Origin of the sequence: Variovorax trehalosi (assembly GCF_051216415.1) — a bacterium.
In the GTDB taxonomy this organism is placed as follows: domain Bacteria; phylum Pseudomonadota; class Gammaproteobacteria; order Burkholderiales; family Burkholderiaceae_C; genus Variovorax.
On sequence record NZ_JBPJZG010000006.1, the window covers coordinates 176,623 to 202,369 of the forward strand.

At 66.5% G+C, this 25,747-nt stretch carries 31 protein-coding genes; 11 read left to right on the top strand and 20 right to left on the bottom strand.

The window, feature by feature from the left end:
* Positions 1-203 precede the first annotated feature (203 nt).
* A complete protein-coding gene (gene orn / locus ACSFA7_RS22830; protein ID WP_206177874.1) occupies positions 204-800 on the bottom strand; it encodes an oligoribonuclease in 597 nt (198 codons plus the stop codon).
* Positions 801-859: 59 nt separating this feature from the next.
* Here orn and ACSFA7_RS22835 point away from each other — a divergent pair, with 59 nt between their 5' ends.
* The 3 genes from ACSFA7_RS22835 to rsgA are packed head-to-tail and all read left to right on the top strand — an operon-like array spanning position 860 to position 3,480.
* On the top strand, positions 860-2,125 hold the full coding sequence (locus tag ACSFA7_RS22835) for a M48 family metallopeptidase (RefSeq protein WP_435501480.1): 1,266 nt from the start codon (positions 860-862) through the stop codon (positions 2,123-2,125).
* Between the two features lie 32 nt (positions 2,126-2,157).
* The gene (locus tag ACSFA7_RS22840; RefSeq protein ID WP_435501481.1) at positions 2,158-2,508 is read left to right on the top strand and encodes a 4a-hydroxytetrahydrobiopterin dehydratase; all 351 of its coding nucleotides are present in this window, start codon (positions 2,158-2,160) and stop codon (positions 2,506-2,508) included.
* Positions 2,509-2,520: 12 nt separating this feature from the next.
* The gene (rsgA, locus tag ACSFA7_RS22845; RefSeq protein WP_435501482.1) at positions 2,521-3,480 is read left to right on the top strand and encodes a ribosome small subunit-dependent GTPase A; all 960 of its coding nucleotides are present in this window, start codon (positions 2,521-2,523) and stop codon (positions 3,478-3,480) included.
* Here the strand turns inward: rsgA and hisC are convergent.
* The 7 genes from hisC to rpsP all read right to left on the bottom strand — a co-directional run bounded on the left by hisC (position 3,474) and on the right by rpsP (position 8,576).
* Positions 3,474-4,562 carry a histidinol-phosphate transaminase gene (gene hisC / locus ACSFA7_RS22850; RefSeq protein WP_435501483.1) on the bottom strand — a complete coding sequence of 363 codons (1,089 nt, stop codon included), beginning with the start codon at positions 4,560-4,562 and terminating at the stop codon, positions 3,474-3,476. The genes rsgA and hisC overlap by 7 nt on opposite strands.
* 10 nt (positions 4,563-4,572) lie before the next feature.
* Positions 4,573-5,574, bottom strand: coding sequence for a CobD/CbiB family protein (locus ACSFA7_RS22855; RefSeq protein WP_435501484.1), 1,002 nt, complete (start codon positions 5,572-5,574; stop codon positions 4,573-4,575).
* Positions 5,575-5,615: 41 nt separating this feature from the next.
* On the bottom strand, positions 5,616-6,356 hold the full coding sequence (locus ACSFA7_RS22860; RefSeq protein ID WP_435501485.1) for a CoA pyrophosphatase: 741 nt from the start codon (positions 6,354-6,356) through the stop codon (positions 5,616-5,618).
* Positions 6,357-6,480: 124 nt separating this feature from the next.
* Positions 6,481-6,864 (bottom strand): 50S ribosomal protein L19, encoded by a 384-nt coding sequence (gene rplS / locus ACSFA7_RS22865; protein ID WP_042582524.1) that lies wholly within the window; start codon positions 6,862-6,864, stop codon positions 6,481-6,483.
* Positions 6,865-6,977: 113 nt separating this feature from the next.
* Positions 6,978-7,724, bottom strand: coding sequence for a tRNA (guanosine(37)-N1)-methyltransferase TrmD (gene trmD / locus ACSFA7_RS22870; protein WP_435501486.1), 747 nt, complete (start codon positions 7,722-7,724; stop codon positions 6,978-6,980).
* Positions 7,725-7,741: 17 nt separating this feature from the next.
* The gene (gene rimM, locus ACSFA7_RS22875) at positions 7,742-8,296 is read right to left on the bottom strand and encodes a ribosome maturation factor RimM (RefSeq protein WP_206177868.1); all 555 of its coding nucleotides are present in this window, start codon (positions 8,294-8,296) and stop codon (positions 7,742-7,744) included.
* 16 nt (positions 8,297-8,312) lie between these two features.
* Positions 8,313-8,576 (bottom strand): 30S ribosomal protein S16, encoded by a 264-nt coding sequence (gene rpsP / locus ACSFA7_RS22880; RefSeq protein ID WP_013540078.1) that lies wholly within the window; start codon positions 8,574-8,576, stop codon positions 8,313-8,315.
* A gap of 180 nt (positions 8,577-8,756) precedes the next feature.
* Here rpsP and ACSFA7_RS22885 point away from each other — a divergent pair, with 180 nt between their 5' ends.
* Together ACSFA7_RS22885 and ACSFA7_RS22890 are read left to right on the top strand one after the other, a co-directional pair.
* Positions 8,757-9,281: a GNAT family N-acetyltransferase gene (locus tag ACSFA7_RS22885; protein WP_435501487.1), complete on the top strand. Its 525-nt coding sequence runs from the start codon at positions 8,757-8,759 to the stop codon at positions 9,279-9,281.
* A complete protein-coding gene (locus ACSFA7_RS22890) occupies positions 9,278-9,724 on the top strand; it encodes a TM2 domain-containing protein (RefSeq protein ID WP_435501488.1) in 447 nt (148 codons plus the stop codon). Before ACSFA7_RS22885 ends, ACSFA7_RS22890 begins: the two co-directional genes overlap by 4 nt.
* A gap of 10 nt (positions 9,725-9,734) precedes the next feature.
* Here the strand turns inward: ACSFA7_RS22890 and ACSFA7_RS22895 are convergent, their stop codons facing one another.
* The 6 genes from ACSFA7_RS22895 to hda form a co-directional block, all read right to left on the bottom strand.
* Positions 9,735-10,745, bottom strand: a complete 1,011-nt coding sequence (locus ACSFA7_RS22895) for an inorganic phosphate transporter (protein ID WP_435501489.1) — start codon at positions 10,743-10,745, stop codon at positions 9,735-9,737.
* A gap of 14 nt (positions 10,746-10,759) precedes the next feature.
* Positions 10,760-11,404, bottom strand: coding sequence for a DUF47 domain-containing protein (locus ACSFA7_RS22900; RefSeq protein ID WP_124463399.1), 645 nt, complete (start codon positions 11,402-11,404; stop codon positions 10,760-10,762).
* 126 nt (positions 11,405-11,530) lie between these two features.
* Positions 11,531-12,139: a trimeric intracellular cation channel family protein gene (locus tag ACSFA7_RS22905; protein ID WP_435501490.1), complete on the bottom strand. Its 609-nt coding sequence runs from the start codon at positions 12,137-12,139 to the stop codon at positions 11,531-11,533.
* Between the two features lie 17 nt (positions 12,140-12,156).
* Positions 12,157-12,816, bottom strand: a complete 660-nt coding sequence (folK, locus tag ACSFA7_RS22910; protein WP_435501491.1) for a 2-amino-4-hydroxy-6-hydroxymethyldihydropteridine diphosphokinase — start codon at positions 12,814-12,816, stop codon at positions 12,157-12,159.
* Complete coding sequence (pcnB, locus tag ACSFA7_RS22915) at positions 12,813-14,438, bottom strand: polynucleotide adenylyltransferase PcnB (RefSeq protein WP_435501492.1); 1,626 nt, start codon at positions 14,436-14,438, stop codon at positions 12,813-12,815. The genes folK and pcnB overlap by 4 nt, the downstream gene beginning before the upstream one ends.
* A gap of 18 nt (positions 14,439-14,456) precedes the next feature.
* The gene (gene hda, locus ACSFA7_RS22920) at positions 14,457-15,143 is read right to left on the bottom strand and encodes a DnaA regulatory inactivator Hda (RefSeq protein WP_041942819.1); all 687 of its coding nucleotides are present in this window, start codon (positions 15,141-15,143) and stop codon (positions 14,457-14,459) included.
* A 133-nt stretch (positions 15,144-15,276) separates the two neighbouring features.
* Here hda and purM point away from each other — a divergent pair, with 133 nt between their 5' ends.
* From purM to ACSFA7_RS22945, 5 genes are all read left to right on the top strand, one after another.
* Positions 15,277-16,317, top strand: coding sequence for a phosphoribosylformylglycinamidine cyclo-ligase (purM, locus tag ACSFA7_RS22925; RefSeq protein WP_435501493.1), 1,041 nt, complete (start codon positions 15,277-15,279; stop codon positions 16,315-16,317).
* A gap of 47 nt (positions 16,318-16,364) precedes the next feature.
* Complete coding sequence (locus ACSFA7_RS22930) at positions 16,365-17,450, top strand: AI-2E family transporter (protein WP_435501494.1); 1,086 nt, start codon at positions 16,365-16,367, stop codon at positions 17,448-17,450.
* 126 nt (positions 17,451-17,576) lie between these two features.
* Positions 17,577-18,143 (top strand): isochorismatase family protein, encoded by a 567-nt coding sequence (locus tag ACSFA7_RS22935; protein ID WP_435501495.1) that lies wholly within the window; start codon positions 17,577-17,579, stop codon positions 18,141-18,143.
* Positions 18,140-18,769 (top strand): DJ-1/PfpI family protein, encoded by a 630-nt coding sequence (locus ACSFA7_RS22940; protein ID WP_435501496.1) that lies wholly within the window; start codon positions 18,140-18,142, stop codon positions 18,767-18,769. Before ACSFA7_RS22935 ends, ACSFA7_RS22940 begins: the two co-directional genes overlap by 4 nt.
* On the top strand, positions 18,736-19,791 hold the full coding sequence (locus ACSFA7_RS22945) for a GlxA family transcriptional regulator (RefSeq protein WP_435501497.1): 1,056 nt from the start codon (positions 18,736-18,738) through the stop codon (positions 19,789-19,791). Before ACSFA7_RS22940 ends, ACSFA7_RS22945 begins: the two co-directional genes overlap by 34 nt.
* On the opposite strand, the gene ACSFA7_RS22950 is transcribed toward ACSFA7_RS22945, so the two are convergent.
* The gene (locus ACSFA7_RS22950) at positions 19,746-20,987 is read right to left on the bottom strand and encodes a glycine zipper family protein (RefSeq protein ID WP_435501498.1); all 1,242 of its coding nucleotides are present in this window, start codon (positions 20,985-20,987) and stop codon (positions 19,746-19,748) included. The genes ACSFA7_RS22945 and ACSFA7_RS22950 overlap by 46 nt on opposite strands.
* Before the next feature lie 110 nt (positions 20,988-21,097).
* On the bottom strand, positions 21,098-22,327 hold the full coding sequence (locus ACSFA7_RS22955; RefSeq protein WP_435501799.1) for an RNA polymerase sigma factor: 1,230 nt from the start codon (positions 22,325-22,327) through the stop codon (positions 21,098-21,100).
* A gap of 104 nt (positions 22,328-22,431) precedes the next feature.
* Between ACSFA7_RS22955 and ACSFA7_RS22960 the strand changes: the two genes are divergently transcribed.
* Complete coding sequence (locus ACSFA7_RS22960) at positions 22,432-23,403, top strand: formylglycine-generating enzyme family protein (RefSeq protein ID WP_435501499.1); 972 nt, start codon at positions 22,432-22,434, stop codon at positions 23,401-23,403.
* A gap of 4 nt (positions 23,404-23,407) precedes the next feature.
* On the opposite strand, the gene ACSFA7_RS22965 is transcribed toward ACSFA7_RS22960, so the two are convergent.
* The 4 genes from ACSFA7_RS22965 to ACSFA7_RS22980 form a co-directional block, all read right to left on the bottom strand.
* Positions 23,408-23,824: a YciI family protein gene (locus ACSFA7_RS22965; RefSeq protein WP_435501500.1), complete on the bottom strand. Its 417-nt coding sequence runs from the start codon at positions 23,822-23,824 to the stop codon at positions 23,408-23,410.
* A gap of 27 nt (positions 23,825-23,851) precedes the next feature.
* On the bottom strand, positions 23,852-24,280 hold the full coding sequence (locus ACSFA7_RS22970; protein ID WP_435501501.1) for a YciI family protein: 429 nt from the start codon (positions 24,278-24,280) through the stop codon (positions 23,852-23,854).
* Between the two features lie 129 nt (positions 24,281-24,409).
* On the bottom strand, positions 24,410-24,850 hold the full coding sequence (locus ACSFA7_RS22975; RefSeq protein ID WP_435501502.1) for a bleomycin resistance protein: 441 nt from the start codon (positions 24,848-24,850) through the stop codon (positions 24,410-24,412).
* A complete protein-coding gene (locus ACSFA7_RS22980) occupies positions 24,847-25,701 on the bottom strand; it encodes a SirB1 family protein (protein ID WP_435501503.1) in 855 nt (284 codons plus the stop codon). The genes ACSFA7_RS22975 and ACSFA7_RS22980 overlap by 4 nt, the downstream gene beginning before the upstream one ends.
* Between the last annotated feature and the right edge of the window lie 46 nt (positions 25,702-25,747).

The window sequence follows — 25,747 nt, forward strand, 5'->3', positions numbered from 1 at the left end:
GGTGGTTAAAAACATCAACCATCCAACGACATTCAGCTTCCGGCTAACGCCTGAGGCTGCGGCCCTTTTTGATCAGCGAATGCGATCGGGCGCGGTGTGCAAGATAGGGAGATGCAAGAGACGCTGATCTGTGTCCTATGACAAATGCAAATCAGCGAAGCCTGCGATTATGGCACGGCTTCGGGTTTTTACCTAATCCCTTGTCAATCGGTCAGGCGAAGGAAGGTTTCCCGGTAATGGGCGAGCTCCTCGATGGACTCGTGCACGTCGGCCAGCGCTGTATGCGCCTGCTGTTTCTTGAAGGCGCTGTAGGCCGAGGGCTTCCAGCGCTTGGCCAGTTCCTTGAGGGTGCTGACGTCGAGATTGCGGTAGTGGAAGTACGCCTCCAGCTTGGGCATGAACTTGACCAGGAAGCGCCGGTCCTGCCCGATGGTGTTGCCGCACATCGGCGAGCCGCTGCGGGGGATGTACTTGGCGATGAATTCCAGCAATTGCTGCTCGGCCGCCGCCTCGTCCAGTGTGGAGGCCTTGACCTTGTCGATCAGGCCACTGCGGCCGTGGGTGCCCTTGTTCCAGGCGTCCATGGCATCGAGCACGGCGTCGCTCTGATGAATAACGAGCACGGGGCCGTCGATGCGGGGCGTGAGGTCGGGGCCGGTGACGACCACGGCGATCTCGAGCAGGAACTCTTTCTCGGGGTCGAGGCCGCTCATCTCGCAGTCCAGCCAGACCAGGTTCTGGTCGCTTTTCTTCAGGGTGGGCACGGCTGCGGGGGGCGTCGGGTCAAGGGATTCGGGCATCGAAGGATTGTCGCCCAAGGCCTGCGCCCCGATTTATCGGGGACTAAACTCGCCGCTCCATGTCCTATTCGCTCATCTTCACCATCGCCTTCGCGGCGGCGCTCGTTGCAGGCCTGCTCGTGAAGTTCTGGCTCGCTTCCCGGCAGGTGCGCCATGTCGCACAGCACCGCGGCACCGTGCCGGAAGCTTTCGCGCAGACCATCACGCTCGCAGCCCACCAGAAGGCGGCCGACTATACGATCGCCAAGGCCCGCTTCGGCCTGGTCGAGATGGCCTGGAGCGCGGCGCTGCTGCTCGGCTGGACGCTGCTCGGCGGGCTCGACGTGCTGAACAAGCTGCTGCTGATGGGGCTCGGTGGCGGCATGGTGCAGCAACTGGTGCTGCTCGCCGCCTTCGCGGCCATCGGCGGACTGCTCGAGCTGCCATTCACGCTGTGGCAGACCTTCCGGCTCGAGGAGCGCTTCGGCTTCAACAAGATGACCTGGAAGCTCTGGCTGGCCGACACCGTCAAGTCGACGCTGCTCGGCGCGCTGATCGGCCTGCCGATCGCGGCGCTGATCCTCTGGCTCATGGGCGCGGCCGGCACGCTCTGGTGGCTCTGGGCCTGGGCCGCCTGGATGGGCTTCAACCTGCTGCTGATGCTGATCTACCCGACCTTCATCGCCCCGCTCTTCAACAAGTTCAAGCCGCTGGACGACCCCACGCTGAAGGCCCGCGTCACAGCATTGATGAAACGCTGCGGCTTCGCAGCCAAGGGGCTGTTCGTGATGGACGGCAGCACCCGCAGCGCGCATGCGAACGCGTACTTCACCGGCTTCGGCGCGAGCAAGCGCGTCGTGTTCTACGACACGCTGCTGCGCCAGCTCAACGCCGGCGAAGTGGAAGCCGTGCTCGCGCACGAACTCGGCCACTTCAAGCACCGGCACATCGTGAAGCGGCTCGTCGCAATGTTCGCGCTGAGCCTTGCCGGCTTTGCGCTGCTGGGCTGGGTCTCGACGCAGGTCTGGTTCTATACCGGCCTGGGCGTGCAGCCGAACATGTCCCCCACCGCCCCTAACAGCGCGCTGGCCCTGCTGCTGTTCATGCTCGCGGTGCCGGTGTTCGGCTTCTTCGTGGCGCCGTTGCCGGCGCGCCTCTCGCGTAAGCACGAGTTCGAGGCCGATGCCTACGCCGTCGCGCAGACCAGCGGCGCCGACCTTTCCGCCGCCCTGCTCAAGCTCTACCAGGACAACGCATCGACGCTCACGCCCGATCCGGTGTTCGTCAAGTTCTACTACTCCCATCCGCCCGCCTCCGAGCGCCTTGCGCGCATGACCGCGGCGTGATCAACCACCTCACCCTTCAGCAGAGCCCCCTTATGAGCAGCATGTTCAAATCCAAGGACTGGAAGAACCTCCCTCCCCGCCAGGCACTGAGCGCCACCGAAATCGTCTCCGGCCTCGCCAAGCTCGACGGCTGGAAGCTCACCGGCGACGGCGCCGATGTGGCCATCGAGAAGACCTTCACCTTCGCCAACTACTTCGAGACCATCGCCTTCGTGAACGCGCTGGCGCTCGTGGCGCACACGCAGGACCATCACCCCGACCTGTCGGTGCACTACAACCGCTGCGTCGTGCGCTTCAACACGCACGACGTGAACGGCCTGTCGGTCACCGATTTCGATTGCGCGCGGCAGGCCGACGCGCTCGTCGCGAGCCCCGCCGCGTGAGGAAACACGCCTGTGGCTAAGCCGGGCCGCGCCGCCTTCACCCCCGCTGCGCACAACACAGGGAAGGCGCAACACGACGGCCTCGTCGTTGCCAGCCATGGGCGTCACTGCCTCGTCGAAACGCCCGCAGGCGAGCGGTTGATCTGCCGCCCACGCGGCAAGAAGAGCCAGGCCGTGGTCGGCGACCGCGTGCGCTGGCAGGCCACCGAGGACGAAGGCACCATCGAAGAGGTGCTGCCGCGACGCAATCTCTTCTACCGGCAGGACGAGATCCGGACCAAGTCGTTCGCGGCCAATCTCGACCATGTGCTGATCCTGATCGCGGCCGAGCCGGAGTTTTCCGAGCATCAACTGGCGCGTGCGCTGATCGCGGCGGAAGCCGAGCGCATCACGCCGATCATCGCGCTCAACAAGAGCGACCTCGTCGAGCCCTTTGAGCGCGCCTGGACCAAGCTGGCGCCCTACCGCCGCATGCACCATGGCGTGCTGCCTCTGTCGCTCAAGGCATCGGGCGAAGCGGACTACGCATCGCTGATGAAGCTGCTCTCCGGCAAGTCCACCCTCGTGCTCGGCCCTTCCGGCTCGGGCAAGAGCACGCTGACCAATTTGCTGGTGCCGGGTGCGACGGTGCTGACCCAGGAGATCTCGCAGGCGCTGAATTCCGGCAAGCACACGACCACGAGCACCACCTGGTACTGGATCGACGAAGCGCGCACCACCGGCCTGATCGACTCGCCGGGCTTCCAGGAATTCGGCCTGAATCACATCGAGCCGATGCAGCTCGCCGGGTTGATGCCCGACATCGCCGAGCACACGGGGGACTGCAAGTTCTACAACTGCACCCACCTGCACGAACCCGGCTGCGGCGTGATCTCGAACGTCGAGACACCGACGCACGCAGGTCCGATCAGCGCATCGCGCTACAAAATCTACGGCGAACTGTTCGCCGAGTTGAGCCAGACGCGCTACTGAGCGTCCAGGATGGCTTGCAGCGCCTGCACCAGCGCGCTGCACTGCTCGCGCGTGCCGATGCTGATGCGCAGGTACTGCGCGATGCGCGGCTGCCTGAAATGCCGCACCAGCACCGCGCGCTCGCGCAGCAACGCGGCCAACTCGGCCGCATCGCGTTGCGGATGGCGTGCGAACACGAAGTTGGTCTGTGAAGGCAACACCTCGAAGCCCAGGTCTTCGAGCTGAAGGCTGAGCCCTTCGCGCGTATCGACGATCTTGTCTCGCGTGGTGGCGAACCACGCCTCGTCCTCCAGCGCCGCCACGGCACCCGCCGTGGCCAGCCGGTCGAGCGGGTAGGAATTGAAGCTGTCCTTGACGCGCACCAAGGCGTCGATCAGGTGCTGCTGGCCGCAGGCGAAGCCGACACGCAGGCCGGCGAGCGAACGCGACTTGGAGAGGGTCTGCACCACCAGCAGGTTCGGATATTTGTCGATGAGCGGCAATGCGCTCTCGCCGCCGAAATCGACATACGCCTCGTCCACGAGCACCACGCGATCGGGACACGCTGCGAGCAGCCGTTCGATCTGCGAGAGCGGCAGCCCGATGCCCGTGGGCGCATTCGGATTGGCGATCACGATGCCCGAGCATCCGCCGCGTGCACGCGCCGCCACGGCTTCGACGTCGATGCGCAGGCCCTCATCGACCGGTTGCAGCTCGCAGGCAATGCCGTAGAGCTGCGCATAGACCTTGTAGAAGCTGTAGCTCACGTCGGGCATCAGCAAGGGCTCGGCCTGTTGGAAGAAGGCGAAGAAGGCGTGCGCCAGCACCTCGTCCGAGCCGTTGCCCGCGAACACCTGGTCGACCGTCAGGCCGTGTCGCCGCGCCACCGCTTCGCGCAACGCGAGAGAAGTGGGGTCGGGGTAGCGCTCCAACCCGTTCGCAGCGGCCTGCTGGATCGCATCGACGGCCAGCGGCGACGGCGGATACGGGTTCTCGTTGGTGTTGAGCTTGACGAGGTTCGCGATGCGCGGCTGCTCGCCGGGCACGTAGGGCTCGAGCGCGCCGATGCGCGGGCTCCAGAAGGCCGGCACTGCGGAGGTCATATCGCGCCGCTCAGCCGAGCAAACGGGCGAGCGTCAACAACGCCAGCAGCACCATCCACATCACGACCGAGCGCCAGACGAGGCCGACCACGCTGCGCAGGTGCCCGGGCTCGGGCTCGCGCCCCGGCGTGCTGCCGCTGTCGGGCCTGCGGCCATCGATCACGGATTCACCGGCCTGCGCACGTGGCAGCGGGTCGGTAACCGGAATGGGGCTCAGCGAACCGCCCCCCAGGCGCACATTGACCGCGCCGGAGGTGGCCGCGAGGATCACGCCGTCGTTCTCGTTCGGAAAGCGCCGGGCGTCGTTGCGCCAGCAATCGATGGCTTCCTCGAAACTGCCGACCACCGCGAAGCCCAGCGCCGTGATGCGCGCGGGCAGCCAGTCGATGCCGTGCCAGGCGCTCTCGGCGGCCTGCTGCACCGAGGCGCTCGACGGTTGCACCGCCGCGCCGTTCTTGTGGGCCCAGTAGCGCGCGACGAATTCGCTCATGCGATAGAACACCGCGCCGGCCGGTCCAAGGCCGATGGCGGCGAGCACCGAGAACCACGCCAGCACGCCGAACACGTGGCGGTGCGCGGCGATGACCGAATGCTCGATCACATGGCGCACGATCTCGCTGCGCTTCAACTCGGCGGCATCGACGCCCTGCCAATGCGCAAGCAGCGAGCGCGCGAGCGGCTCGTCGCCCTCGTCGAGCGCGTCGCGGATGTCGGTGAAGTGGTGGCTGAACTGCCGAAAGCCCAGCGTGACATAGAGCACCGCGATGCTCCAGAGCACCGCGAACGGCAGCCCCAGCGTGAGCACCAGCAGCCAATGCACGCCGAGGGCCACGAGCGTGGGCACGAAGACGGCGAGCCCCCAGGCGATCCATCCGTGATGGGGCTTGCCCGCATCGAAATTGCGGCTGGTCCAGCGGGTCCACGCGAGAACGGTGCCGTACACGGGGTTGTGAGGGCCCAGCGGCCTCACTTGCTCGATCAGCAACGCGCACAGGATGGCAAAGAAGCTCATCCTTCGATGATAGCGAGAGAGCCCGCAGGTTCAGGAGGGATTCAGGCGCTCAGGAAACGGTAAAGATTGCGCAGCATGCCGGCGGTGGCGCCCCAGACGAAGCGCTCGTCGGCGCCATCCTGGTAGGGCATCGAGTACCACTGGCGCTTGGTGCCGTCGGGTGCGGGCACGGTGTGGTGGCGGTGATTGGCCGGGTCCATCAGCCACGCGAGCGGCACTTCGAAGGCATCGGCGACTTCGTAGGGATTGATGGTGAGTTCGAAGCCGGGCTGCACCAGCGCAACCACCGGCGTCACGATGAAGGACGTGACCGTCGTGTAGGTCGGCAGGTTGCCGAGCACCTCGATGTATTGCGCCGAAAGGCCGACCTCTTCCCAGGCCTCGCGCAACGCGGCGGCCGCGAGGTTCGCGTCTTCGGGGTCGACACGGCCACCCGGAAATGCCACCTGCCCCGAATGGGTCGAGAGGTGCGCGGTGCGCTCGGTCAACAGCACGGTCGCGCCTTGCGGGCGTTGCACGATCGGAACAAGCACGGCGGCCTGGGCAGGTGCCCGCTCCGTCATTCGCGGCTCGCGGCGCAGCTCGGGCGTCCAGACCGGCGGCGTCTCGAAACGCGCCCGCAGGGCCTGCGCCGTCAACTGCGCGGGCGGCACGGCCGGCAGCCCATCGTTCCTCACCGCGAAAGGCGCCTTGCGCGGATCGAATGGCGGCAGCGTGGACGGCGCCACGGCGTTGACGGGTTCGAGGGAGGCGTCCTGCGGGGAAGTGGATGAGGAGGTCAAGAGATGAAAAGTACCGGAGCCGGAAGGAAGAAGTAGAGCGGAAAAACGAAAAGTTGTCTTCGAGCAGGAGCAACAACGCAAAAAGCCGCCAGAGCGGCGGCTTTTTGCAATGCAGGAGAACGGCTTACTTGGCGGCCGCTGCTGCTTGCGACTTGCCCGGCAGCTTTTCCTTGATGCGTGCCGAACGGCCACTGCGATCGCGCAGGTAGTAGAGCTTGGCGCGGCGCACATCGCCACGACGCTTGACTTCGATGCCGGCGATCAGCGGGCTGTAGGTCTGGAACGTACGTTCCACGCCTTCGCCGCTGGAGATCTTGCGCACGGTGAAGCCGCTGTTGAGGCCGCGATTGCGCTTGGCGATCACGACGCCTTCGTAGGCCTGCACGCGCTTGCGGGTGCCTTCGACGACGCTCACACTGACGATGACCGTGTCACCGGGCATGAAATCGGGGATCTTCTTGCCGAGGCGGGCGATTTCTTCCTGCTCGAGGGTTTCGATGAGGTTCATGATTTCCTGATATTCGATCGTGTCGGGCTACACAAAAGGCGCCGTTGGTATCTGTCACCCGGGGGTGGGCAGAAGGCCAGGCGCGGCCGGGCAGAGGATCGGGGAGCCCGAGATTATAGCTTTTTTTTCAGCGCCATCTCATCGGCCTTGTCCAGGCGACCGGCAGCGCGGGCGGCGTCGATGAGATCGGGACGCCGGGCGGCCGTCATGGCCAGCCGCTGGTCGCGGCGCCAGCGCTCGATCTGCGCATGGTGGCCCGATAGCAAAGGCGCTGGAACGCCCTGCCCGTTCCACTGCTCGGGCCGGGTGTAGTGCGGGCAGTCGAGCAGGCCGTCGAGCGCGGGGTTGAAGCTGTCCTGCACGTGGCTCGCCTCGTCGCCGAGCACACCGGGCTGCAGCCGCGCCACGGCGTCGAGCAGCGCCATGGCCGCGATCTCGCCGCCGGAGAGGACGAAGTCGCCGAGGCTGATCTGATGGGTGACCCTCGCGTCGATGAAGCGCTGGTCGATGCCTTCGTAGCGGCCGCAGACCAGCACCGCGCCTTCACTGGCCGACCACTTCTCGACCGCCGCGTGGCGCAACGCCTCGCCGATGGGCGAAAACAGCACGACCGGCGCTTCCGCCCCGCGCGCGGCCAGCGCCGCATCGAGGCAGGCCGCCAGCGGCTCGGCCATCATCACCATGCCGGGGCCGCCGCCGAAGGGCCGGTCATCCACGCGCTTGTAGTTGCCCTGCGCGAAATCACGCGGATTCCAGAGCACGACCTCGACCTGCTTCGACTCGTAGGCGCGACGCGTCACGCCGCTGGCCATGAAAGGCGCGAACAGTTCGGGAAAGAGCGTGAGGACGTCGAAGCGCATGCGTGCGCGGCCCGGGGTCAGAACTCGGGCTGCCAGTCGACCGTGATGAGACGGCCGGGCAAATCGACCTTGTCGACGAAGACCGAGACGAAGGGCACCATGCGCTCGACGGTCTTGCCGTCTTCTTCGGCGGTGAGCACAAGCGTGGTCTGCGGGCCGGTGGCGAGCAACTCGCGCACCGTGCCGAGCGTCACGCCTTCGCGGTTGACGACCGAAAGGCCGATCAGGTCGACCCAGTAGTACTCGTCGTCGCCGGCCGTTGGAAAGCTCGAGCGCGGCACGAACACGCGTGCGCCGCGCAGGGCCTCGGCCGCATTGCGGTCAGGCACATCCTCGGACGAGGCGACGATGCAGTCGGAATGTTCTTTGGCTTCGCGGATCGCGAGCCGGAAAGCGGCGTTCGCCGAGGCTCCGGGAGCCTGCAGGAACCAGCGCTTGGAAGAAAAAAGCGCCTCGGGCTGGGCGCTGTGGGGCAGGACCTTGAACCAGCCCTTGATGCCCCATGCATCGGCGATGCGTCCTACCTCGATCGCATCCGCCGGCAATTCGGCGGCTTCGAGTGCGGGCAACATCGCCGTGCGGGACGGCTTAGGCTGCCGCCTTGGGGGCTGCGGCTGCAGCTTGCTTGATCAGGCGCAGGACCGTGGGCGAGGCTTGGGCGCCAACGCTCTTCCAGTAGGTCAGGCGATCCTGGGCAATGCGGATGCTTTCTTCGTTTTCCTTGGCGGTCGGGTTGTAGAAACCCAGGCGCTCGATGAAACGGCCATCGCGGCGAACGCGCTTGTCCGACACGACGATGTTGAAGAACGGACGGCCTTTGGAGCCGCCGCGGGAGAGTCGAATGACGACCATGATTTATCCTTGGGTGGTCAGCGAGCCAGTTGGATGAGAAAGAGGCCCGCTCACAATGTTCTTCCAGCGTCGAGACACGCGACATGGCCACCCGGCCAGCGACACGCTGAAAAGCCTGCGATTATAGCCCGCTACGCGTTTTCTCCGAATTTTCGGCCTCGCGCCGTCTCTTTTTCACCCATGACCCTCTCCATCCGCCCCAGCCGCGACGACGACGTCGCGGCCATCACGGCCATCTACGCCCACCATGTGCTGCACGGCACGGGCACCTTCGAGACCGAGGCGCCTTCGGCCGCCGACATGGCCGCGCGCCGCGCCGACGTGCTGGGCAAGAACCTGCCCTACCTGGTTGCCGAGGAAGATGGCGAAGTGCTGGGTTTTGCCTACTGCAACTGGTTCAAGCCACGCCCGGCCTACCGCTTTTCGGCGGAAGACTCGATCTACATGGCCGAGTCAGCACGCGGCAAGGGTCTGGGCGCCATGCTGCTGGCGGCGCTCTCGCAGGCCGCGGAAGCGGTCGGCGTACGCAAGCTGATCGCGGTGATCGGCGACTCGGCCAATGCCGGCTCTGTCGGCGTGCATCGCAGCCAGGGCTTCACGCACGTGGGCGTGCTCAAGGACTGCGGCTGGAAGTTCGGCGAATGGCGCGACGTGGTCCTGATGGAAAAGGTGCTCGGCGAAGGCAGCACGACCAAACCCGAATGAAAAACAAAACTACCGCAGCGTGGCTCTCCTTCCTCGGCGGCCCTCTGGGGCTGCACCGCTTCTACCTGCGCGGCATGGGCGACTTGTTGGGCTGGCTGCTGCCGATTCCGACCGCGCTCGGCCTCTACGGCATCGAGCGCGTGCGCATGTACGGCGTGGACGACGGCCTGAGCTGGGCGCTGATTCCGCTGCTCGGCTTCACCATCGCCGGCTGTGCGCTGACGGCGATCGTCTACGGCCTGATGGCGCCCGAGAAGTGGAATGCCCGCTTCAACACCAGCGCCCCGTCGGACGCCGCGCCCGGCCAGACGAACTGGTTCACGATCGGCGCCGTGGTGTTGTCGCTCTTCTTCGGCAGCACGATCCTGATGGCCAGCATCGTGTTCAGCTTCCAGCGCTACTTCGAGCACCAGATCGAAGAAGGCCGAAAGATATCCCAGTAGGCGTCCGGCCTCAGAACAGCTGCATGCTGACCCAGTAGGCGATCGCGGCCACGAAGGCCGAAGCGGGGATCGTGAAGATCCACGCCCACACGATGTTCCCCGCCACGCCCCAGCGCACCGCGCTCGCGCGCTGCGTGGAGCCCACGCCGACGATGGCGCCGGTGATGGTGTGGGTGGTCGATACCGGAATGCCCAGCGCCGTTGCCAGGAACAGCGTCAGCGCGCCGCCGGTTTCGGCGCAGAAGCCGCCCACGGGCTTCAACTTGGTGATCTTCTGGCCCATCGTCTTCACGATGCGCCAGCCGCCGAACATGGTGCCCAGCGCGATCGCGGCATAGCAACTGATGATCACCCAGCTCGGCGGCGCCGCGTCGCCGGCCGAGGCGTAGCCGGTGGCGATCAGCAGCATCCAGATGATGCCGATGGTCTTTTGCGCGTCGTTGCCGCCGTGGCCCAGGCTGTAGGCGCCGGCCGAAACCAGCTGCAGTCGCCGGAACCAGCGGTCCACCCGCGACGGCGTGGCGCGCCGGAAGCCCCAGGCCACCACGATCATCATCATCGAGCCCAGCAGGAAGCCCAGCAGCGGCGACACGAAGATGAATGCAACCGTCTTCCAGATGCCCGAGGCCACGAGGCCCGTCGTGCCGGTCTTGGCGATCACCGCGCCCACGATGCCGCCGATCAGCGCGTGCGACGAACTGCTCGGGATGCCGTAGTACCAGGTCACCAGGTTCCAGCTGATGGCGCCGATGAGCGCGCCGAACACCACATGCACGTCGACCACCCCGGGCTGGGCGATGCCCTTGCCCACCGTGGCCGCCACGCTCAGATGGAAGATGAAGATCGCGATCAGGTTGAAGAACGCCGCGAACACCACGGCCTGTCCGGGCTTGAGCACACCGGTGGAGACCACCGTCGCGATCGAATTGGCGGCGTCGTGGAACCCGTTCATGAAGTCGAACAGGATCGCCAGCGCGACCAGCACTATCACCACCCAGAGGGCGACCTGAACCGTTGCCATCGGTTGCTACCCGCTCAGGAATTCTCGAGGACGATGCCCTCGATCACGTTGGCCACGTCCTCGCACTTGTCGGTGATCGTCTCGAGCAGCTCGTAGATCGCCTTGAGCTTGATCACCTCGCGCACATCGGGCTCCTCGCGGAAGAGCTTGCTCATGGCGCTGCGCATCACGCGGTCGGCGTCCGATTCGAGGCGGTCGATTTCCTCGCAGGTCTTGAGCACGGCCTCGGCCACGGCCGGATCAGCGATCTTGCCGAGGAACTTGACGGCGTCCTTCAGGCGGTCGCAGCACTTCACGCTCAGGGCCGTCAGGCGCACGATCTCGTCTGTCATGTGGCGCACGTCGTACAGCGCCATGGTCTCGGCCGAGTCCTGGATCAGGTCGGCCACATCGTCCATCGTGTTGATGAGCTTGTGGATCTGCTCGCGGTCGATGGGCGTGATGAAGGTCTTGTGGATCAGCCGGTTGACGTCGTGCGTCACGCGGTCGGCGGCGCGCTCGGCGTTGTCGACGTCGCGGTTGTACTGCTCCCGCAGATGCACGTCGCTGTAGTTGGCAACGAGTTGCTCGAAAGCCCTCGCCGCCTCCACGATGCGCTCGGCGTGCTGGTTGAACATCTCGAAGAAATTGCCCTCGCGGGGCAGCAGCTTGCCGAACATGGAAACTCCTGGGGTGCGCCAATCACAACTTGATGACGCCTTCATGAAAAAACCGGCGAAGTTTAACGGGAGCGACGACCGCGCCCGGACCAGCCTGCTTTTCAGGACCGCCGGAATGCCCGCGATTCAGCCCGGCAGCCGCAATACCGGCAGGTGCCAGCCGCCATAGATTCCCCCCATCCGGAGCGCCACGATCAGCAGCACGCCCGCGTGGAAAGCCCAGCGCCGGGGCATCCGGGCGGCTTGCAGCAGCAGGTAGGCGGCGATGCCCGCGATGGCCGCGGAACCGTAGATGCCGCTGCTCAGCAGCAGCGGGACGCGGGCGGTGAACACGTCGCGCAGCAAGCCGCCGGCCGCGCCGGTCATGGTGCCGACCAAGATCACGATGGCGGCCGGCAGGCGTCTCTCTTCCGCAATTTGCGCTCCGGTGATGGCGAACAGCGCCAGCCCGAGCGCATCGGCCAGCGCCAGGGCGTGCTCGGGCATCGGCAGCAGATGCACCCAGGCGATCGTGAGCGCCACCGCCGCCAGGATCACGTAGACATAGCGGGTGTCGCGGATCCAGAACACCGGATGCCGGTCGAGCAGCAGGTCGCGCAGCGTGCCGCCGCCCACCGCGGTCACCGAGGCGATCACCACCACGCCCAGCCAGTCGAGGCCCGCATGGCCGGCCCCCAGCGCCCCACTGACCGCGAAAACCGCCACGCCGGCGAGATCGAGGACGTAGAGCAGCACGGCCTTGGGCCCTGTCTTCAGACGATGCGCTTGACCACCTGCCCCGTGACGCGTGCCAGCGCCGCGCGCGGCACCTTGTCGGGGGCGATCTCCGCGAGCGGCTTCAGCACGAAGGCGCGCTCGCGCATGCGGGGATGCGGCAGGGTCAGCGTCGGTGTGTCGATCACCGAGTTGCCGTGCATCAGCAGGTCGAGATCGAGCGTGCGCGGCGCATTGGGGAACGGCCTTTCGCGGCCGGCCTGCGTCTCCAGGCGCTGCAATGCCACGAGGAATTGCTCGGCATCCAGGCCGGTGCGCACGGCCACCACGGCGTTGACGAAATCGGGGCCTTCGGCATCCACCGGCTCGCTGCGGTAGAGCGACGAACGGGCGGTCACCGTGGTGCGTTGCAGCGCGCCGATGGCGGCCATGGCGGCCTTCACCGAGGCTTCGGCATCGCCCAGGTTGGCGCCGATGGCGACGAAGGCCTGCACCGTCGGGTAGTCCTCGCGCGGACCACGGGGGCGACTCGTTGGGGCGCGGGTGGGCGCACGGCGTGCGGGAGGGCCACTGGGTGGCCCCTTCCTGGCACCGGCCGGCGCGGGCCTGGCACCGCCCGCACGCGGCGGTGCGGCCTTGGCCTTGTCACTGGCCTTGGGGTTCTTCTTGCCGTCCTTCGGCTGGTCGGACGCGCTCATTCGCCTGCGGCGCTCCCGCCGCCCTCACCACCACCGCCACCGGTACGGGGTTTGCGGCGGCGCCGGCGCTTGCGCGCTGCGGGAGCCTCGCCATCGGGCGGCACGGCGCCGGCCTCGACTTCGACTTCTTCGTCTGCCTCAGAATTCTGGGCCTCACCCTGGCGCTGCCGGCCGGCCGGCTCGCTGCGGGGCTTCGGCGGCGGAGGCGTCTCGCGGACACGCACGCGCTGGCGGGTCTTCTGCTCGTCGCGCACCTGCTCGAGCAGGTCCTGACGGCGCACGTCGTCGGCGGTGCTGAATTCCTGCCACCACTCGGCAATCGCCTCGCTGACCTCGCCCACATCGGCGCGCAGGCGCATGAAGTCGAAGGCGGCGCGAAAGCGCGCCTGCTCGACCAGGCTGTAGGGCGTGGAGCCGGTGCGCTTGTCGAAGCGCGGCTGCATCATCCAGATCTCGCGCATGTCGGCGGCCAGCTTGCCGCGGCCCGACACGTCGCCGATGCGGGAATTGAACACGTCGTCGATCGCATCCTGCAGCGCCGGGAACGGCGCCTGCGGGCGCTGGCCGTGCCGGCCTTCCTGGCGCTGGGCCCAGCCGTCGCGCACGTCGGCCCAGAGCACGCAGGCCAGCAGGAAGCTGGGCGCCACGGGCTTGCCTTCGCCGACGCGGCGGTCGGTGTCCTGCAGGGCGGCCTTCACGAACGGCTGGTCGGCGCGCTCGACCACCACGTCCAGCAGCGGATAGATGCCGGTGGCGAGCCCGAGCTTGCGCAGTTGCTCGACCGTGGCGATGGCATGGCCGGTCTGCAGGAGCTTGAGCATTTCGTCGAACATGCGGCTTTGCGGCACGTCGGCCAAGAGCTTGCTCGACTCGATCAGCGGTGCGGCGGTCTTGGCTTCCATCTTGAAGCCCAGCGCCGCAAGCTTGGCCGAGAAGCGGATCGCGCGAATGATGCGCACTGGGTCTTCGCGGTAGCGCGTGACCGGGTCGCCGATCATGCGCAGCGTGAGCTTCTGGGCGTCCTTGATGCCGTTGTGATAGTCGACCACCACCTGGTTGGCCGGGTCGTAGTACATGGCGTTGACGGTGAAGTCGCGGCGCGCCGCGTCTTCTTCCTGCGGACCCCAGACGTTGTCGCGCAACACGCGGCCGCTGGCGTCCACGGCGTGCTTCATGCTCGCGAGCTCGCCCTTGCTGGTGCGCTCGTTGCCGGCCACCTGCTCGGCGGCGGCGCTGTCCATGTAGGCGCGGAAGGTCGAGACCTCGATCACCTCGTGTTCGCGGCCCCGGCCGTACACCACGTGCACGATGCGAAAGCGCCGCCCGATGATGAAGGCGCGGCGGAACAGCGACTTGACCTGCTCGGGCGTGGCGTTGGTGGCCACGTCGAAGTCCTTGGGGCGCAGGCCCAGCAGCAGGTCGCGCACCGCGCCGCCCACCACGTACGCCTCGTAGCCCGCCTGCTGGAGCGTGGTGACCACGTTCTTCGCGCGTTCGTCGACCAGGGCCGGATCGATCTTGTGAACCTCTGCCGGCACCTCCTGGCGCTTGCCGAAGCGGCTCTTGCCCTGTGCGCTGCCGGCGGATTTGCCCAGCAGCTTGTCGATGAATTTCTTGATCATTGGTTGTGAAAGCTCTTCTTATTCGTTTTCGAGCATGGATCGGATCAACGGGATGGTGATCGCGCGTTGTGTCTGGAGGGCGTAGCCGTCGAGCTGGGTGAGCAGCTCCATCAGGCTGCCGAGGTCGCGGCTGAAGCGGTGCAGCATGAAGTCGAGCACGTCGTCGGACAGCATCACGCCGCGCGCATCGGCGGCCTGGCGCAACACCGCGCGGCGTTCGGTTTCGCTCAGCACCTGCAGGTGGAACACATGACCCCACCCGAGGCGGGTGCGCAGGTCCTCGCGCAGCGGCAGGTCGGCCGGCGGCAGGGCACCGGCGGCGACCACGCCGCGCTGCAGGGTCTGGGCGTTGACGAACCAGTTGAAGGCCGCGTGCTGTTGCACGGCGGTGTAGAGGTGCACGTCGTCGAGCAGCACGGCGCCCCAGCGCTCGTCGAACTCGGGCGGCTCCAGCAGGCCCGCGTGCAGCCAGCCCACGCTCGCGCCCTGCTCGCGCAGTGCGACACGCACCGATTCGAGCAGATGGGTCTTGCCACTGCCGCCTTCGCCCCAAAGATAGGTAGGCACCGGCGAGTGCAGCGCAGGGCTGCCGGCGCTGCCCACCCACACTTGCAGGTGGCGCAGCGCCGCCTCGTTGGGGCCGGCAAAAAAGGCGTCGAAGCTGGGGCCCGTCGCAATGCCGATATCGAGCGCGAGCTGTTTCATCCCGGGAAGGTTCATGGAGGGGGCCGCTGGGGCCCTTAAAATCAACAGGAATTCTATCGGCCCGGCCGCTGCGGTTGCCGGCGCCTCTACCACCCCGCCTCTTGTGGGCTCTCTTGTTCGCTTTCGCACACCCATGACTTCCCCTACGCCCACCCCGCTCAGCTACAAGGATGCCGGTGTCGATATCGATGCCGGCGATGCGCTGGTCGACCGTATCAAGCCCCTGGCCAAGAAGACCATGCGCGAAGGCGTGCTGGCCGGCATCGGCGGTTTCGGCGCCCTGTTCGAGGTGCCCAAGCGCTACAAGGAGCCGGTGCTGGTGAGCGGCACCGACGGCGTGGGCACCAAGCTCAAGCTGGCTTTCGAGTGGAACATGCACGACACCGTCGGCATCGACCTGGTGGCCATGAGCGTCAACGACGTGCTGGTGCAGGGCGCCGAGCCGCTCTTCTTCCTCGATTACTTCGCCTGCGGCAAGCTGGACGTGGACACCGCAGCGGCAGTCGTCGGCGGCATCGCCCGCGGCTGCGAGCTCTCGGGCTGTGCGCTCATCGGCGGCGAAACCGCCGAAATGCCCGGCATGTACCCGGCCGGCGAGTACGACCTGGCGGGCTTCGCGGTCGGCGCGGTCGAAAAATCGAAGATCCTCACCGGCCAGAACGTGAAGCCCGGCGACGTGGTGCTTGGCCTGGCTTCGGCCGGCGTGCATTCCAACGGTTTCAGCCTGGTGCGCAAGGTGATCGAACGGGCTGGCGCCGACCTGCCCGCCACGCTCGACGGCAAACCCTTCCGCGAAGCCGTCATGGAGCCTACCCACCTCTATGTGAAGCCGGTGCTCGAGGCGCTGGCCAAGCACCCGATCAAGGCGCTCGCCCACATCACCGGCGGCGGCCTGCTCGAGAACATTCCGCGCGTGCTCCCCGAAGGCACCGCCGCCCACCTCAAGAAGGGCAGTTGGCCGCAGACCGAGCTCTTCGCCTGGCTGCAGAAGGTCGCCGGCATCGACGACATCGAGATGAACCGGACCTTCAACAACGGCATCGGCATGGTCGTGGTCATCGATGCGGCCGAGGCCGCCGCCTGCGCCGCCACGTTGCGCGCCTCGGGTGAAAAGGTGCACGAGATCGGCGTCATCGCAGAGCGCGGCGCAGGCGCCGCAGTGGTCGTCGGCTGATTCCCCAAGACCCCGCAACCACCCCGAGCAGCGCACCCGAACCCCGGATGGCCAAGAAGCCACAACCCACCTTCACCGCCGCCGCACCCGCGGCGCCCATCGTCCGGTCCACGGCCTCGCGCGGCGTGATGCTCGCCAGCTACCTGCTGATGCTGGGCGCGCTGATGCTCGTGATGTGGGAGCACCTGCTGCCAGGCCTGATCTGCGTATGCATCGGCTTCCTGGTCACGCGCTGGCTCGCCCGCCTGCTCGAAAAGGGCCTGCTGCGCATTCCGGCCATGCGCGCGAGCGCCGGCGGCTGGGCCGGGGTGCTGGCGGTGATCGTGGTGCTGCTGGCCCCGGCCGCGCTGGTCACGCTGGGACTGTCGCAGGCGCGCGAGTACATCGTCGATGCGCCCGACCAGTACCGCGAACTGCTCGACTACACCGCACGCACGGTGCTCGAGCTGCGCTCCAAGCTGCCGCCCGACATCGCGACCTACCTGCCCGAAGGGGCGGCCGAGATCCAGCGCGTGATCGCCAACTACCTGCGTGCGCAGGCCGGCTCGCTTGCGATGGCGGGGCGCGCCTGGCTGCACGGGCTGCTCTTTTCCTATGTGGGGCTGATAGTCGGCAGCCTGGCCGCCGTGGCAGTCGCACCGCTGCGGCGCAAGCCCCTGGCCGAGCAATTGCACCAGCGCGTGGAGACCTTCGGCGAGGCCTTCGCCCAGATCGTGGCCGCCCAGTTCTGGATCGCGGCCTTCAACACGCTGCTGACCGCCATCTTCCTGCTGTTCCTGATGCCGCTGTGGGGAGCGCACCTGCCCTACACGCCGGCGCTCATCACCCTCACCTTCCTGGCCGGGCTGGTGCCGATCGTGGGCAACCTGGTCTGCAATTCGGTGATCACGCTGGTGGGGCTGTCGGTGTCGCCGATGACGGCGGCCGCCTGCCTGATCTTCCTGATCGTGATCCACAAGGCCGAGTACGTGATCAACGCCAAGGTGGTCGGCGCCCGCACGCAGATGAGCGTGTGGGAACTGCTCGCGGTGATGTTCGTGGCCGAGGCGGTGTTCGGGCCGGCCGGGCTGGTGGCGGCACCGCTGTACTACGCCTACCTGAAGAAAGAGCTGCAGGCCGCATCGCTGGTCTGACGGCCTCGCAGGACAGCAGCGATGTCCTGATCTGATCGGTTCTGGTCCGCTTCGGCGCGGACCGGGCCCTGGCAACGCACAAGAATTGGCGGCATCATCCACTCCGCTTCTGTGCCAGCCACCGCCATGAAAACCTGTCTGATTGTGATCGATGCCCAGCAATCGTTCCGCCATCGCGCGTACTGGAACGAAGGCGTCGCGGCGCCCTATTTCGCTGCCCAGAACGCGCTGATCGAAGGCGCCGCCGCGGCGGGCCTGCCGATCGTGCGCATCTTTCACGTCGACGAGCCCAGCACCGCGAGCAACCCGTTCGCCGTCGAATCGGGCCACATCCACCCCATCGACGGGGTCGTGCCGTTCGACGCCGCCGCCACCTTCACCAAGCACCGCCACAGCGCGCTGGTCAACAGCGGGCTCGATGTCTGGCTCACCGAGAACGGCATCCGCCGGCTGATCGTGAGCGGCATCCGCACCGAGCAGTGCTGCGAAACCACCACCCGCCACGCCTCGGATCTGGGCTGGGAGGTCGACTACGTGACCGACGCCACGCTGACCTTCGACATGGTGCAGCCCGATGGCCAGCCGCTCCTGGCGGCCGATATCAAGTCGCGCACGGCGGCCGTGCTGGCCGGGCGCTTCGCGACGATCTGCAGCGTGCAGCAGGCGCTGGAACGCGCTGGTTCGGCGGCATGAGTGTCCTGCGCGTGCTGATCCTGGCCTACGACGGTGTCGAGGCGCTGGATTTCGCCGGGCCCTTCGAGGTGTTCACCACCGCGAGCCGGGTCAGCCAGCGCATGCAGCCGGGCACGGCGGCGCCATTCGACGTCGCGTCGGTCGCGCTCTCACCGCACGGCCAGCCCGTGCAGGCGCGCGCCGGCCTGCAACTGCTCGCCGACCACACCGTCGCAAGCAACCCGGCCGCCGATCTGCTGATCGTCCCCGGCGGCGTGGTCGATGCGCCGATGGCGAGCCCAGAAACCCTGCGCTGGATCACCACCTGCGCGGCCGGCGCACAGGTTGTCGCCTCGGTCTGCACCGGCGTCTTCCTGCTCGCCAAGAGTGGCGTGGTGACACAGGAGGCCGTCACGACGCACTGGGAAGACATCGCCGATCTGCGCGCGCAGTTCCCGAAACTCGACGTGCGCGACGACGTGCGCTGGGTCGACACCGGCCGCATCGTCAGTTCGGCCGGCATCAGCGCGGGCATCGACATGAGCCTGCACCTGGTCGAGCGCCTCGCGGGGCGCGCACTGGCGGAGCGCACGGCACGCCAGATGGACTACGCATGGACCCACAACACCAGCCACCCATCCGCGTAGTCTTCGTGCTGCTCCCCGGCAGCCTCGTGCTCGACTGGGCGGGGCCGGCCGAGGCGCTGCGCATCGCGAACCAGCGGCTCGTGGCGTCGGGCCAGCCCGAGCGTTTCGTGATCGAGTTCGCAAGTCCGCGGCCGACATCGATCGCCTCGGTCGGCGTCGCGCTCGCCGGGCTCTCGCCCCTGCCCACGCAGTGGAGCGGCCCGGCCTGGGTGGTGCTGGTCGGCCTGCCCGGCGACACCATCGCCATCGACAACCCCGAGACGCAGGACCTGCTGCACTGGCTGCGCGGCCAGCGCTTCGAGCGCGGCCGCGTCGAGCTGGTCACGGTCTGCGCGGGCGCGGTGCTGGCAGCGCATGCCGGCGCGCTGGCGGGACGACGCGCCACCACGCACCACCATCACCTGGACGAACTGCGCGCGATCGAGCCGCGCTGCGACGTGGTGAGCAACCGCGTGTTCGTGATCGATCCGCCGCTCTACAGCAGCGCGGGGGTCACCACTGGCATCGACCTGGTGCTGCACCGCATCGCCGAGACCTGCGGCGAAGCGCTCGCGGCGCAGGTGGCGCAGACGATGGTGGTGGCGCTGCGGCGCGGCCCGCACGACCCGGAGCTCTCGCCCTTTCTCGCCTACCGCAACCACCTGCACGCCGCGCTGCACCGCGTGCAGGACGCCGTGAGCGAGCAACCGCAGGCCGACTGGAGCGTGCCGCGGATGGCGGATGTGGCCCACACCTCGGCACGGCATCTCACGCGGCTCTTCGTGGAGCACGCGGGCGTGGCGCCGCTGGCTTATCTGCGGCGGCTGCGGCTGGCGGCCGCGCAGCTGGCGTTGTCGTCGGGCGCGAGCGTCACGCGGGCGGCGGAGCTGTCGGGCTTCGGCTCGGACACGCAACTGCGCAGGGCGTGGCATCAGTTCGGATTGCCCGGCTCGCCGTCGGCGACAGGGGTGGCGCCGCTCCCGGTCTCGCGAAAAATTCAAGCCACGGCCTGTTTTTCGATCGCACCCAATGCCATGAAGTGATTCCGGATGATCTTGGTCTTTCTTTCGGAGCTCGATGCCACGACCAGATCCTTGGCCTTGTCGATGCCGGTCTTGATGGCGCCCGTCACCCCTCCCGTTAAACCTCCCGCTATAGCTCCCATCACGCCTGTTGCAACGGCGCCAGAAGTACCGAGCGTTGCTCCGACCGAGGCACCCACGGCAGCACCGCTGAACACGCCATACGAAATTTCTCCAACGGATTTTCGAATAATCTTTCCAAGCGCACCTTTGCTCAATTGACCCGCAATTTTTTTGTCCCACGCATCGAAATTGGCACGAACAAGGGCCAAATATTCTCGATTCACATCCGAATATTGCGCCTCATTCTGTCGAAGTTCACCGAAAGACCGATCGAGAAAGTCCCGCCAATCTGAAAAAAGGGCATCATTCAACCGAATACTCACAAGATCCTGAATAGAGACCTCATTCGGATCGATGCTGGAAATACTGCCGATCACGCTCATCCCAAATGGACGATCAAGATCCTGACGAACATAGGAAGCTTTTTCCAATTTCACTATTTCGTGCAAAACCCTAACATATTCGGGCCTGGGAAAAAAATAATCGGCGCGATTGCCGAAGGTGCTCAGTGAATATCGTTCCTCGGCAATCTTCTGACAGCACAACTGGACGATGACCTTTTCCATATCAGGCAATCGCTTGGAAATCTCGTCCACCTGCTTCGAGTCGAGGTATTCGATGCGATCGATTTGGTTAGGCTCGCCAGTAACTGGAAATACGATTTTCATGCGAATCAATTCGGCCACCTTCGCATACTGAATCAGTAAATCCCTGACCCGAGGAATTCTCACTCTTGAATATTCATCTTCAGCCCCGTCCCTGAAATAATCAAGCAAATAAATCAGCGGATCCTCGAAGACCAAGCCGTGGCTGAACAACAAATATTTCTTAATAGCACTCTCCACCTCCTGACCGGGTACACCGGAAACGTGGCCGAATCCGATCGAATGGTCTTGGCCGAATGCAGGGGAAATAGAAGGCCTGAATTCTGAGTCGAATTTTTCAGGAAGAGAAAATATTTCGTGAAATTCACCCACCCCCTTGGCTAGATCTGAAATATTCTGATGATTGAAATCGAATTTTTTAATCTCCTCGAGATTCAGAGCAATGCCCAGACTGGTCTCGATCACTTCGGCCAACGTGACTTCCTGCATTTTTCTACTCCATTGAATACGTGCAAGTCGAATTTAACTTCATACCACATCGGCCCCAGAAGAATTCGACGCCGGCAAGCCACACGCGCGCTGCGCGCCACGCAACGGCATCAGGCGCGCATGCTCTTTCGCGCCCGCTCCATCAGCAGCGCCTGCTCGCGCGTGTTGCGCGTGAGCGAAGCGGCGCGCTCGAACTCCTTGCGCGCCTCGTCGTGGCGGCCGAGCTTGAAGAGCAGGTCGCCCCGCACCGTCGGCAGCAGGTGATAGCCCTTGAGCGCCGGCTCGTCCACGAGCGCATCGACCACCTCGAGCCCCGCGGCCGGACCGAAGGCCATCGAGAGCGCGACCGCGCGGTTGAGCTCGACGATGGGCGAAGGCGCGAGCTCGGCCAGCGCGTCGTAGAGCGCGGCGATGCGCGGCCAGTCGGTTTCGTCGGCGGTGCGCGCGCGGCCGTGGCAGGCGGCAATGGCGGCCTGCAGGGCGTAGGGACCGAGCGCACCGAGTGCTTCTGCGCGCGCGAGTCCCGCGAGGCCTCGGCGGATCAGCAGCTGGTCCCAACGTGCGCGGTTCTGCTCGAGCAGCAGCACGGGCTCGCCCGATGCGCCGACGCGCGCAGCCGTGCGCGAGGCCTGGATTTCCATCAGCGCCACGAGGCCGTGCACCTCCGAGGCATCGGGCACGAGTTCGGCCACGATGCGGCCCAGGCGCATGGCCTCGTCGCAAAGCGCAGGGCGCATCCAGTCGTCGCCCGCGGTGGCGGAGTAGCCCTCGTTGAAGATCAGGTAGAGCACCTCGAGCACCGAGCCCAGTCGCACTTCGAGTTCGTGCCGGCGCGGCACTTCGAAGGGCACGCGCGCCTCGAGCAGCGTGCGCTTGGCACGCACGATCCGCTGCGCCACGGTGGCTTCGGGCACGAGGAAGGCGCGGGCGATCTCGTCGGTCGTGAGGCCGCCCATCAGCCGCAGCGTGAGCGCCACGCGCGCCTCGGTCGAAAGCACCGGATGGCAGGCGGTGAAGACCAGCCGCAAGAGGTCGTCGCCGATGTCGTCGTCCAGCGCCGCATCGACCGCCTCGGCGAAATCGGCCTCGGCCATCTCATGCTGCGCGTCGAGTTCGCGGCCGATCTCGGGCGCCTTGCGTTCGGCCAGCTGACCGTGGCGCAAGCGGTCGAGGGCACGGTGCTTGGCCACCTGCGTAAGCCACGCGGCGGGGTTGTCGGGCACGCCGGCCCCGGGCCATTGCTCGAGGGCTGCGACCAGCGCGTCCTGCGCCAGTTCTTCGGCCAGGCCCACGTCGCGCACCATGCGCGCGACGGTGGCGATGATCCTGGCCGACTCCATGCGCCAGACGGCGTCGATGGCGCGGTGGATGGCCGCTTCGTCCCTGCTGTCGCTCACGCTACAGCCCCTTCGTTTCCGCGCATCGTGCGCGATAGCATGCGGCCATGAAACGATGGCTTCTGATCCTGTGCCTCGTCCTGGGCGGCGCCCAGGCCGCCGAGGTCGAACGCAACAGCCTCGGCATGGCCTTCGTCAGGTTGCCGGCCGGCGAGTTCATGATGGGGAGCGACGAGACGCCTGAAGCGCTGGCTGCCGCCTATCCCGAGCTGCCCAGGGAGCGTTTCACCGAACTGCGCGACGAAGGGCCGGTCCACCGGGTGCGCATCACGCGGTCGTTCTGGATGGGCCAGCACGAAGTGACGGTCGGCCAGTTCCGCCGCTTCGTCGAAGCCTCGGGCTACGTGCCGGAATCGATCGCCGACGGCACCGGCGGCTACGGCTGGCGCGCCGACTACGACCCGGCCAAGACTCGGCGCGGCGATGCCTTCGAAGGGCGCGACCCGCGCTACTCCTGGCGCAACCCGGGCTTTGCGCAGGGCGACGATCACCCGGTCGTCAACGTGACCTGGAACGATGCAGAGGCGCTGGCCGCGTGGTTGAGCAAGTCCGAGGGCAAGCGCTACCGGCTGCCGACCGAGGCCGAGTGGGAGTACGCCTGCCGCGCCGGCACCCGCACCCGCTATAGCACGGGCGACGATCCGCAAGCGTTGGTGCGCGCGGCCAACGTGTTCGATGCGCGCACCGCCAGGTACTGGCCGCGGTGGGACCCGATGGCGCTGAAGGGCGACGACGGCTTCGCGTTCACCGCCCCGGTCGGCAGCTTCGCACCGAACGCCTGGGGCCTCTACGACATGCACGGCAATGCCTGGGAGTGGGTGGCCGATTGGCATGGCGACGAATACTACGCGGCCTCCCCGGTCGACGACCCGCAGGGCCCGGTCGAAGGCAGGGTGCGGGTGCGCCGCGGGGGATCCTGGCACACCTGGCCCTTCTATGCCCGGTCTTCCTATCGCAACTGGAACGCGCCGGACACGCGCTACACGCTCGTGGGCATCCGGCTGGTTCGCGAAGAGTAGGAGGCTATTTCTTCACCGTCTGCATCGACGGGAAGCTCTCGGCCACGGCCTGCAGGTCGGGCGAGAAATCCTCCAGTTCCTGGATCTGCCGGACCTCGATGACCTCGTTCTCGCCGCCCGGGCAGCGCGTGGCCCATTCGATGGCCTCGGCGCGCGAGGCGACGTCGATGACCCAGTAGCCGCCGAGCACTTCCTTCACTTCAGCGAAAGGACCGTCGACCACCTTGGGCTTGCGCCCCGGAAAGCTCACGCGCGCGCCCATCGAAGGCGGATGCAGGCCGTCGCAGCTGATCAGCACGCCGGCTTTCTGCAGGGATTCGTTGTAGGCCATCATCGCGGCCATCGCCTCGCGGTCCTCGGGCATCGTGCCCGGCGCGGCCGTCTCGTAGCCGTGGGGAATCATCAGCATCATGAATCGCATGGTGTGTCTCCTTGGGATTCGACGGGCTCAGCCGGCAGCGCTGGTGCGCTTGGCGGATTCGGCGCGCAGGCGGTCTTCCTGTGCGAGGAGTTCGGGCGTCATCGAGTCGCCGAAGTCGGTGGCTTCGAACACCTGGCGGATCTCGATCTCGCCTTCCTGGAAGGGGCTGCGCTTGATCCACTCGATGGCTTCTTCCTTCGACTTGACCTGCAGCAGCCAGAAGCCGGCCAGCAGCTCCTTGGTTTCGGCGAACGGGCCGTCGATGACGGTGCGCTTCAGGCCTTCGCACCGCACGCGCGCACCCTTGGAACTGGGGTGCAGGCCCTCGCCCGCCAGCAGCACGCCGGCCTTGACCAGCTCTTCGTTGAACTTGCCCATCTCGGTGAGGATCTCGGTGGTGGGCATCACGCCCGCTTCGGAATCCTTGTTCGCCTTGACCAGAATCATGAATCGCATGTCGTTTCTCCTGAGGGTTGATGAAATCGGGAGCCGCTGAATTTGCGTGCTCCTGTACTCACGTCGGACGAACGAACGCCGGATCGACACGATGGCATCGGTCCGGTTGTAATTTTGTGTTTCAGAAATTCAGGACAGATAGCCGCAGAAGCGCAGCACGTGGCCATCGGGTTCGCGGATCGCGAATTCGCGCAGGCCCCAGGGCTGGGAGACGGGCGGCTCGATCACCGTCACGCCGCGCTTCACATAGGCAGCGTGCAGGCCGTCGATGTCCTTGCCCACGTGGATGACGATTTCGCCGCGCCAGGGCGGCGTGCCGCGCGTGTTGCATTGCCAAAGGCGCAGGTAGACCGGGTCGCCGTGGCTGCCGTCGCCTTTTTTCACGCGCGCATAGCTGGGCGGTTCGCCGGCGATGAAATCGAGCTCGAAGCCCAGCACGTCGCGAAACCAGCGCGCGGCGCGGGACACATCCGATACGGGCAAGACCGGCTGCACGCCGTGGAATTCGTGCAGGGTGCCCAGGTCGGGCGCCGCGCCTCCCACGCCGCTCAGGCCGGCCTTGGCGGTCATCCGTTGGCCATTCGGCGCAATGCGGCCACGCGCTCGGCGATGGCGTCGATGTCCAGGGCGTCCTCGGCGTGGGTCAGGTAGACCTCGAGGTCGCGCACCGCGAGCGCTGTGTTGCCCTGCTCCGCGTGCGCGATGCCGCGGTCGCGGTACTCGCCCCAGGCGCTGGGCAGCAATGCAATGAGACGGTCCTGCACCGCGATGGCACGCTGCCAGTCCTCCTGCGCGCGGTGCACTTCCTTCAGGTTGCGCAGCATGCGGCCGATGATCTCGCGCGAACTGGCCGGCTGCAGGTACAGGCCCAGCGGCACGTCGAAGTCGCCGACCAGCCCGTTGCTGCGCTTGTAGGGCTCCAGCCGCTCGCCCAGCTCTTCCCGAGAGAGCGACTTGCCGGTGAACGGATCGATCACCACCTGGCCCTTGGGCAGCGTGACCTTCAGCATGAAGTGCCCCGGAAAGCCGATGCCGCGCGCCTGCAGGCCCAGGCCCTGCGCCAGTTCCATCCACAGCACCGCGAGCGAAATGGGAATGCCGCGACGGGTGCGCAGCACGGCGTTCAGGTAGCTGTTATCGGGGTCGTAGTAGTCGTTGACGTTGCCGCCGAAGTTCAAGTCGTTGAAGAAGAACTGGTTCAGCGCGCGCAGCCGGGCAAGCGGTGCGGCATCGGCCGGCAGGCGGCGCTTCAGGCGGGCGAGGAGCTGGTCGACGTCGCCGAGGATCTGCTGGACGTCGAGCTCCGGGTACTCGTCCTGCGCCAGGCTGGCGGCGGCCTCGAGCAGCGGGAAGTGGTCATCGCTCTGGACGAGCGATTCGAAATATTCCAGAGCGGTCGGGACCTGAAATGTGAACGTCATGTGTCTTTGTAGAGGAGCATCCGGGGAGCGTCAAGGCGGGACACAT